Source organism: Cupriavidus gilardii, assembly GCF_008801915.1.
Classification (GTDB): domain Bacteria; phylum Pseudomonadota; class Gammaproteobacteria; order Burkholderiales; family Burkholderiaceae; genus Cupriavidus; species Cupriavidus gilardii.
This window is the reverse complement of the sequence record NZ_VZOV01000003.1, coordinates 335,465-344,425: the sequence shown is the minus strand read 5'-3', so window position 1 is coordinate 344,425 and position 8,961 is coordinate 335,465. Positions and strand designations below refer to the sequence as shown.

At 59.2% G+C, this 8,961-nt stretch carries 7 protein-coding genes; all 7 read right to left on the bottom strand.

The window, feature by feature from the left end:
- Positions 1–123: 123 nt before the first annotated feature.
- Positions 124–696 (bottom strand): hypothetical protein, encoded by a 573-nt coding sequence (locus F7Q96_RS07175; RefSeq protein WP_151022302.1) that lies wholly within the window; start codon positions 694–696, stop codon positions 124–126.
- A gap of 11 nt (positions 697–707) precedes the next feature.
- The gene (locus tag F7Q96_RS07170) at positions 708–3,170 is read right to left on the bottom strand and encodes a capsular polysaccharide export protein, LipB/KpsS family (RefSeq protein ID WP_082371522.1); all 2,463 of its coding nucleotides are present in this window, start codon (positions 3,168–3,170) and stop codon (positions 708–710) included.
- A 109-nt stretch (positions 3,171–3,279) separates the two neighbouring features.
- Complete coding sequence (locus F7Q96_RS07165) at positions 3,280–5,109, bottom strand: polysaccharide biosynthesis/export family protein (protein ID WP_226994756.1); 1,830 nt, start codon at positions 5,107–5,109, stop codon at positions 3,280–3,282.
- Positions 5,110–5,111: 2 nt separating this feature from the next.
- A complete protein-coding gene (locus F7Q96_RS07160) occupies positions 5,112–6,203 on the bottom strand; it encodes a chain-length determining protein (protein WP_053822291.1) in 1,092 nt (363 codons plus the stop codon).
- On the bottom strand, positions 6,200–6,862 hold the full coding sequence (locus F7Q96_RS07155) for an ABC transporter ATP-binding protein (RefSeq protein WP_053822292.1): 663 nt from the start codon (positions 6,860–6,862) through the stop codon (positions 6,200–6,202). The genes F7Q96_RS07160 and F7Q96_RS07155 overlap by 4 nt, the downstream gene beginning before the upstream one ends.
- A complete protein-coding gene (locus tag F7Q96_RS07150) occupies positions 6,859–7,653 on the bottom strand; it encodes an ABC transporter permease (protein ID WP_053822293.1) in 795 nt (264 codons plus the stop codon). The genes F7Q96_RS07155 and F7Q96_RS07150 overlap by 4 nt, the downstream gene beginning before the upstream one ends.
- A complete protein-coding gene (locus tag F7Q96_RS07145; protein WP_053822294.1) occupies positions 7,650–8,576 on the bottom strand; it encodes a KpsF/GutQ family sugar-phosphate isomerase in 927 nt (308 codons plus the stop codon). The genes F7Q96_RS07150 and F7Q96_RS07145 overlap by 4 nt, the downstream gene beginning before the upstream one ends.
- Between the last annotated feature and the right edge of the window lie 385 nt (positions 8,577–8,961).

The following is an 8,961-nucleotide window of genomic DNA, read 5'->3' as shown; positions in this document are numbered from 1 at the left end:
CCTGTCGCTGGGCTGTCGTCTGCGCCATCCTGCACTCCTTCGTCATGGTTACCCGGTAACGTCCCGTATTGCGTACGTTACTGGGTAACGGCTCGACTCAACAAGGTGTGCTGGATTTAGCGGTTACAAAAAAATCACCTTAGACTCGCGTTCCAGCTGCATTTCGTCCAATGCATCGAACAACACTGCAGAGGGGTCGCCAGCCAGAATCAACATGGACGCGTAGCTCGGCCAAATCAGGGGCACCCCGCCTAACAACAACGCAGCGCTTGCTACCGGGAGTCTGCGGATCAGGACCTCCAGCTTATTTTGGAGTGCGATGCTCCCGTGATCACACAGATCGGCGACCAGGTGTGTTGGACGCCGAACTTGCCGTTTCCGCTGCACATCTGCCGCAACGCGAATTCGGAAGATCAATGTGGAGGCCGCTTGTTGATTTAACTGTTGCCATGCTTCACGGACTACGGAAATAGTCGACGGTTCGTCGAGTATTAGATCAACATATCGGCGTGTTGCGCTAGATGCGAGTTCTGACGCAACATCCTCGCAGTAATCTATCAAGGCGTCCCGTCCGCCCGTCAGCGTACCGTGTCGCGACTGGTCCGACAGAATTTCCGCGAAACGAATTCGCTGCCTGACGGTAACTACGTTTGAGTGAAAAACAACAACAAGCGGAGCGCCAACGGTGCTGGACATAGAGGCACCTTTCAAGCAGCGCGCTGGACAGCTCTGTCCGAAAAATAATCAATTAGATCTTCGACCTCACACCGCCGCCCAGTACGGGGATCCACATACTGAGTAAGCAAGATGTAGAAGATGTAGAAAATCTCCTCGATAGATCGGATTCTCCTACGCCGCTCAATCTTTACGTGGTCGTGAGTGACTCCCCAATTCGAGTAGAACGGCACCCCAAAACAGCGGACTTTCTTGCCCGCCATAAGAGCCTCGAAACCCATTCCAGAGCTCACAACCCATACCTCATCGACAGCCTCAATTAGCGAGAAGGGATTCACATCGAACCCAATCAAGTGCACGTTCCTTTGTCTTGCCACATCTCCGAGTGATTCTATGGTGAAATGAGCCTCATGGGCGCCACCGCTAATAGCGCATGGATGCTGCTTAATTATGATCTCGGCCTGATCTCCCAAGTCCAAAGCGCTCTGCAGCATTGACATAAAGCTGTCGTCATTCGCACATCCATATTTGATGGACATATCACCGGCCTTTTGATCGATGATTAAAATCGATTTTTTCCCCGGCGAACGGAAATCGAGACTCAAAATTGGAGCGTGATTATATTTCGAGATTCGATTTGATACGATCTGGGAAATTGCCCGCTTAGCACGGGCCAGTTGTTTTTCATCCAACTCAAAATCGGAGTTTAAGATGGTTTCGAGAAGGGATGGCTCGAGGGCATTATAATATATGGCACGCGTATCCATCACCACTGACAGTGTAGGCTCGTTGGGGTCAGTCCAAAGCCCTTGAGATCGTATGAATCCATCCTCGAGATAAAGCCGCGGGCGCGCAAGTTGGCTCCGGAAAACCTCCGGTCTTTCCTTAGACTCGCTCGGCTCCGCACCCCATTGGACGAACAATTCCGCCGCGTTGGTTTCTCGTAGAGCACCAGCCCCGGTAACGCGGCGATTTGCATTTAAAAGCTCGAGCAAATACTTCTGCCTACCCTCCGTGATTGGGAGGTTGTTAACCGGGTCAGGAACCGCAATGACGTCTAAGCCAGGGCCGCTCCTGCACAAAATCCGATACAAGATATCTTCATGCACACCTACCGGCACACCCGGCATCACGCCACTTCTAGAATCATGTTCAATGAGTTTTCGAATATCGAAAGGCGGCAGCTCATGCACCATATCATCTTCATTACAGCCCATCGAATCTTCCGACTCGGATTTATGTGTCGGCTTTGCATGTTCTTTGATATCGCTCATGGCGAAACCACCCACCGCAAAGAACCTTACGGAATCTCTGTTTATTTTGTTCGATGAAATCAAGCCTTCGGGCGCAACAATTTCCCGTGCCAGTTCAGCCAGACGCGTTAGCTCAGAAATCTCGTCGTAAAAGAGAATCGACTTTCGATATTTTTCACGAAGTAGTTTGACGGCGGCATTGTTCAAGAAGCCCTGCTTGCGCCGTTTCGCAACAACTATGAGATGGTCGGTCGGCTGCATACGTGCCAGCAGCGACTCTATTTCGCCAAATATAGCGGTCGCCAGATCTTCATTAGAACATGCACATTGAAGTGGCGGCAAAAGTAAAAGGTATATTGCTTCTGACGCTCCGACCCCCAACCAAGCCCGCGTCTGCCCAACGCAAGTTTCATCGAGGCTCGCGGGATCGCTCAAGTCATCTGGAAATACTGAGCAACGCCGCATTACGCCATCGGAAAACTGAATCTTCCCCGACATGCTCGCGGCGGCCACAATCTGATCGCAGATCGGAAACGACGCAATCTTCTCTTTACCGTACAGACCCAGGACCGATGGCAGAGCAGGAAAATGACAGATCGTCTTGAGGCCCAAAGCCCGACATTGGATCGCGATTGCTCGGGTCAAAGAAGTCGCATCATATGGCAGCACAATAGCCGACACGTTTCTCCCACTAAGCGACGTCAGCAGTTGCCGCGCAGTCGAATTTGCCTCAAGGGGTGCTTTGTTCGCGCGGAATTCGATGTCATCCAAGTCCGCCAATGGGTCGGTGTAATCCCACAATGGCAGAAAGAAGGTGGCATAACCAAGATTATGATATGCCTGACTCCGAGCCGAATCCAAACAGGGAACACCGAGCGGGTACAGTGCGACGGCCGGGCGTGTTGTAGAGCTAACAGAATTGTCCATGGCACCATATCTGTATGCTCGCCACAGGTCTACAAAAGGACTTTGCAACCGGAAAATTGCTTCCATGGACCGCATTGCTTCAAGGTCGCTCGCGGCACGATTCCGTGCAGTACTCGGCGTCTTTGGGGACGGCGCTATATTCGATCCTTTGATCGCTTTCACTGTAGACGGTGCCCGGTCATTATCTTTACTGGCAGGCACGCGCCGGTGGCCGGGCAGCAATTCGCCTACAGCTTTGAACATTGGGTTCTTTGAATCTCCGAAAAAGGCCTTAGGGTCTCTCCGCAGTTTCCGCAGTTTCTTCGTAATTGCCATCTTGCACCTGACTTTATTTGAATTGCTGGCACATCGGTTGAATAGCTAATGTGCTAGTGAATAGCCACCACGCGAACATCTGGAACATTGGCGACCACTCTCAGGGGCCTTACAACCCCAACACCACCTTCGCACTAATCGCAATCTGATAAAGAATCTGGAACACATCCTTGGCGAATTGCCGCGACTTGAAGTCGACCTTCGGCAATACCAGGATCTCATCCCCTGCCTTGATCTCCGGATCGCGCTTGCCATCGGAGAAGCTGCCGTCGCGGTGCGCGATGATCACGCGCGACGTATCGGCGTTTTGCGAATAGCCGCCCGCCTGTTGGATGTAGTCCTCGAGGTCCATGCCCTTGTCGAAGGCGATGGCGTTCGGGAACAGCACTTCACCGTTGACGACCACCAGGCCGTCCTTGATCGGTACGCGCAGGATGTCGCCGTTCTCCAGCAGCAGGTCGTCGCGGTTGGCGGACTTGGCGATCAGCGTCTGGCCGGTGGGCTCGATCTTGCGGGCGCGTTCGACCCACTGGAGCACCAGCCCTGCTTCTTCCTTGCGCAGTTGGGCTTCTTCGGCGGTGCCGGAGCGCGCGGTCAGCACGCTCGATTCCAGGCTGCGCAGCGCGGTATGCAGCAACAGCTTCTGCCGTTCCTTCACGCTGGTGCGGAACATCTGGATGCTGTTCGGATCCGACTGCGGCGTCATCTGGATCTGGCTCAGCAGCTGGCCGACGCGACTGCCGTACGGCAGCACGAACTCCTGCGGGCCGAGATGCTCGCCTTCGACGCGGACCGTGATCGTGCCGGGGCGCTTGTCGGCGGTGAATTCAACCTCATCGCCGTCCTTGATCTGGACGTTCGGCGCCTGCGCCAGCGGGTAGTACTCGGTGTTGCGGACGGTGCCGGTATTGCGGACGACGCGGACATTGGTCGACTGCGGCAGCGGCTTGGCCATGCTGGCGATCTGCTGCAGCGTCGTCGCGCTACCCATGAATTCGAAGCGCTTGGCGTTCTCCGCCAGTCCGCTGACCTTGACGGTGTTCTTGCGCGGCTGCACGAAGATCACGTCACCGTTGTTCAGCTGGCGCGAGGCCAGTTCGCCTTTGAGCAGGAAGTCGTACAGGTTGACGACGGCCAGCGTCTGCGTGCCTCGCTTGACGGCGACGTCCAGAAACGAGCCACGCTCGGGATCGATGCCGCCCGCCTGGTCCAGATAGCGCAGGATGCTGTCGCTGGAGGTGCCGGTGTACAGGCCGGGCCGGTAGACCGCCCCGGTCACGTAGACACGCACCGGTTGCGCGGCCAGCAGACTGGCGTAGATCGACACATTGCGGGCGAACGCCTTGCGCAGCGCGCCGGTGATGGCGCCCTGCAGGTTCTCGTTGGTGATGCCCTGCACGCGGAACGGGCCGACTTCGGGCAGCAGGATATTGCCGCCGGCATCGACCGTCAGCACGGTATCGACGTTGTAGCCGTTCCACATGCGCAATTGGATCCGGTCGCCGACCGACACCACGTGGCTGGGATTGAAGATCGAGGCGCTGTCGCGGCTGAAGGCACCGGTAAACAGATTGGCGCCGAACACGTCGCTGGTCAGGTTGGCGCTGTAGTCCGCTTGCTGCGGCAGGCCGGCCGCCTGGCCGGTCGAATCGAAAGCGGGCACGCGTGGCTCGCCCACTGCGGCGCCGGGCTGCATTGCCGCGCCTTGAATACCGCCGGCACCGGGGGCGGCGATTCCGCCCTGCATCGACATCGTCGACATATTGGTCGAGTACGAAGCCGCAGGCGCGGTGCGGGCGCGCTGGGTGCCATAACCGCGAGTCACGCCCTCGGCGGCCTCGACGGCCGGATCGGTGGAACGCGTCTGCGCGTGGGCAATACCGATACCGCCCATCAGGGCAGCGACCAGCGCGGATAGAGAAACGATAGTCCGAAACATGCTTAATCCCGGTGGTCCTTGACGATGGCGCGCAACAGCTGGACCACACCGGCCAGCATCAGGGTCATCAGCACGAAGACGACGATGTTGTAGATGCGCCGTGGCTGCAGGGGGAACTCCGGCATCGTGGGTTGCTGCACCACGGCCACGTTCTTGAGCTTGCGGGTCGCCTCGATACGCGCCTTCTCCAGCGCGCCGAGGGCCGTCTTGTAGAGGTCTTGCGAGAATTCCGCGGCGAGCTGCAGACGCTCCTGTTCTTCGATCACGCGGTTCAGGCCGCGCTTGCCCTTGGTCGACACCATGCGGTCGCGCTGGGAAGCGATTTCCCGTTCGACGGCGGCAATCTGGGCGTCGATCTGCACGATCGTGGAGGACTGCGGCGTGAACACGTCCTTCAGCGAGGCGCGGCGGACTTTCAGTTCCGCGAGCTCGGCTTCGGCGCTGGCGACAACGCTGGACAAGCTTTCGATATCGCCACGCGGCGATACCAGGCCGTTGGCGTTCTGATAGGCCAGCAGCGCCTGGCGGGCTTCCTTGGCGCGTTCGCCCTGCGCCTGCACCTGCTTCTCGATATAGACGACCTGGTCGCTGGCGATCCGGTGGGTCATCTCGTTCATGAAGCGTTCGCCTTCGCGCACCATCGCCTCAGCGATATTGCGCGCCATCTCCGGCGTATAGGCCTGGGCCTGGATCACCAGCACGCGCGAATAATCGTCGTACTCGACGTTGACCCGCTTCAGGTAGTGGGCATGGAAGCGCTCGAGCGACGCGTCCTTGAACCACATGCGCGACAGTGGATCGCGGCCGCCGGTGCTGTAGTGCTCGCGCAGGTTCAGGCGCGAATCGAGCAGTTGCAGCATGTCGACCGACAGCAGGTATTCGCGCAGCAGCAGCAGGTCCTGCGGCGCGGTATTGCCGATCAGCAGCGAGGCGAAATCGCTGGTGTTCGCGCCAATGGCATCGCTGCGCTCGACGACGACCTTGGCTTCGGACACGTAGCGGTCGGAAGCGATCAGCCCCCAATAGAGGGCGGCGAGCACGCAGAGGGCCGCTGCGGCTTGCCACAGCCGGCTCGTTTTCAGTAGGGTTTTCATGCTTGAATGCTTTCCCGATAACGGGTCAGCGCCTCGTCGACGGTATCGAACCAGTGAGCGTGGCCGCCGTGCAGCCAGATCGCGGAATCGCAGAAATTGCGCAGCGTCGATTCGCTGTGCGAGACCATCACCAGGCCGGCGCGGCCGGCGAGGTCCTGGAATGCCTTCTGCGATTTCCGCTTGAAGGCGGCATCGCCCACTGCGGTCAGTTCGTCGACCAGATAGGTATCGAAATGGAATGCCATCGACATCGCGAACGCGAGACGCGAGCGCATGCCGGAGGAATAGGTTTTGACGGGATCGTCGAACGCTTCACCGAGTTCGGAGAAGTCGCGGACGAATTCCAGCGTTTCTTCAAGTTGTCGATGTGCGCCGTGAATACGGGCGACGAACTTGGTGTTCTGCCGGCCGCTGAGCGAGCCCTGGAAACCACCGGTCAATCCGAGGGGCCACGACACGCGGCAATTGCGCTGGATCGACCCGCGATTGGGTTGGTCGATCCCGCCGATCAGCCGCAGCAGCGTCGATTTGCCCGCGCCATTGGCGCCGATCAACGCAATACGGGCCTGCGCCGGAATATCGACGGAGATACCCTTGAGCACCCACTGCGATCCATGATGATTGCGGTAGCGCTTGTAGACGTCATTGACCCGGATCATTGCGCCACCAGCCGTCGCGCAAAACGGGTGTGCAGGGCCAGGCCGAGAAACAGCAGGGCCAGCACGACGAAGCCCAGGTATCCCAGGCTGATATGGGTCTCGCCGTGGTAGCCGGCGAAGTAGCCGCCCCGCATCGATTCGAGTCCATGCACGATGGGATTGAGCAGCAGCCAGTCACGCACCGGGCGCGGCACGCTGCCGATCGGATACATCACCGCGGACAGGAAATACAGCGGCGTGAAAGCCAGCTTCACGATCTTGCCGGCTTCGGGCAGCAGCGCACCGATTACCGAAAAAACCAGCGCCATGCCCAAGCCCAGCAACCACAGCAGTACCGCGGCCACCATTACCTGGATCGGATCGGCGGGCGCGACATCGATGCCGAACAGCGCCAGTCCGCCGAGCAGCGCGAACCAGACGATGGCGTACAGAAACGCTTCGAGCCCGGCCCTGACCAGTACGGTATCGACCGGCCGCACTTGCCGGTAGGCGAACAGCGCTGCGTTGGCATTCACGGCTTCCATGCCTCGGCCGGCCACGTTGCGTACCAGGAAGAAGCCCCAGACGCCGACCAGGATGAAGACCTCGGCATTGACGCCGCCGGCCATCAGCCGGTGCCGGATCACGCCGAACAGCACCATCAGGAAAATCAGATGAACGGCGGGCTCGAGCAGAATCCATAGCCATGCGGCCCGGCCGGTGGCCAGGCGCGCGCTGGCCTCGCGCAGGAACAGCGCGCGCCAAACCGATAGCGCTACGGAAAACTCCGAGCGAACGCCCGCCGAGCTCATTGCAGGTTGTCGAAGATGTCCAGTACGCCTGCAACCTGGTCTTCGGCATCGAGCACGACCAGCGCGCGCACATTGCGCTCGCGCATCAGGTCCTCTGCGTCCGAAAGACGAGCATCCGCTTGGATGGTGATGGGGGTGGGCGTCATGAAGTCGCCTACCGGGTGGCTCAGCGCCGTGGCATCCCGCTCGATCGCGCGGCGCAGGTCGCCGTCGGTAAAGATGCCGGCGAGCTCGCCGTTATTCAGGACAACCGCAAGTCCGAGCCGTCCGCTGGTCATCGCATCGATGGCCTCGCGCAGCGGGGCATCGGGCGCGACCACGGGCACCCGCTTGTGCATGACGTCGCGCACGCGCGTCAGCAGCTTGCGGCCCAGGCTGCCGCCCGGATGGAAGCGTGCAAAGTCCAGCGGCTTGAAGCCGCGCCGCTTGATCAGCGTGACGGCAAGGGCGTCGCCCAATGCCATGGTCAGCAGCGTCGAGGTGGTCGGCGCCAGATTGTTGGGGCACACCTCGCGCTCCATCGGCAGGTGCAGAAACACTGTGCTGTGCCTGGCCAGCGTGCTGTCCTTGCGGCCGCTGATGCCGATGATGGCGTTGCCGAAGTCCTGCAGCGAGGGGAGCAGGCGCAGGATCTCCTCGGTTTCCCCGCTGTTGGAGATCAGCACCACGATGTCGTCGTGGCGGATCACGCCCAGATCGCCATGCAGTGCTTCGCCGGGATGCAGGAAATAGCTGGGCGTGCCGGTCGAGCTGAACGTGGCTGCCATCTTGCGGCCGACCAGTCCCGACTTGCCCATGCCGCTGATGATCAAGCGGCCGCGGCAACGCAGGATCAAATCGATGGCGGTATCGACCTCCCGCCCCAACGACTCGGCCAGCGCCTCAAGTGCAGCCGCCTGCTCTTGAATGACTTCCCGGCACATCCCGGCGGCAGACTGTATCTGCCCCGCGACGGCGTCCTCCCTTACCCGTTCCGAATTGACCGCTGTATCCATTTGTTACTTTTTATTCAGTAGCTTGCGCCTTTTTCAGCGCTTATTTACTTTTCAAAGTCGGCAATGGTAAAGGCAAGCTCACTTGAAAGGCAACAGAAAGTAACAGCATAAATTCGCGATCACGTTGCCAACTTCAGACAACGCCCCGGAAATTTGTGACTTATTAGGCGATCCTCCGGCAACAAGACGAGTCAATCCTCCCTCGGTAGGCCCGGCGCATATCAGCACTGGGGGCAATGTAACGACCGAGCAGCGGCCAGACCGACGCTGTGTTCCTTTCGGGAAAACGGCCCCGGCCTATGTCGCCTATCCA

Coding starts and splice junctions, on each gene's coding strand:
- F7Q96_RS07175 (WP_151022302.1), bottom strand. CDS start 696: ATGTCCAGCACCGTTGGCGCTCCGCTTGTTGTTGTTTTTCACTCAAAC.
- F7Q96_RS07170 (WP_082371522.1), bottom strand. CDS start 3,170: ATGGCAATTACGAAGAAACTGCGGAAACTGCGGAGAGACCCTAAGGCC.
- F7Q96_RS07165 (WP_226994756.1), bottom strand. CDS start 5,109: ATGTTTCGGACTATCGTTTCTCTATCCGCGCTGGTCGCTGCCCTGATG.
- F7Q96_RS07160 (WP_053822291.1), bottom strand. CDS start 6,203: ATGAAAACCCTACTGAAAACGAGCCGGCTGTGGCAAGCCGCAGCGGCC.
- F7Q96_RS07155 (WP_053822292.1), bottom strand. CDS start 6,862: ATGATCCGGGTCAATGACGTCTACAAGCGCTACCGCAATCATCATGGA.
- F7Q96_RS07150 (WP_053822293.1), bottom strand. CDS start 7,653: ATGAGCTCGGCGGGCGTTCGCTCGGAGTTTTCCGTAGCGCTATCGGTT.
- F7Q96_RS07145 (WP_053822294.1), bottom strand. CDS start 8,576: ATGTGCCGGGAAGTCATTCAAGAGCAGGCGGCTGCACTTGAGGCGCTG.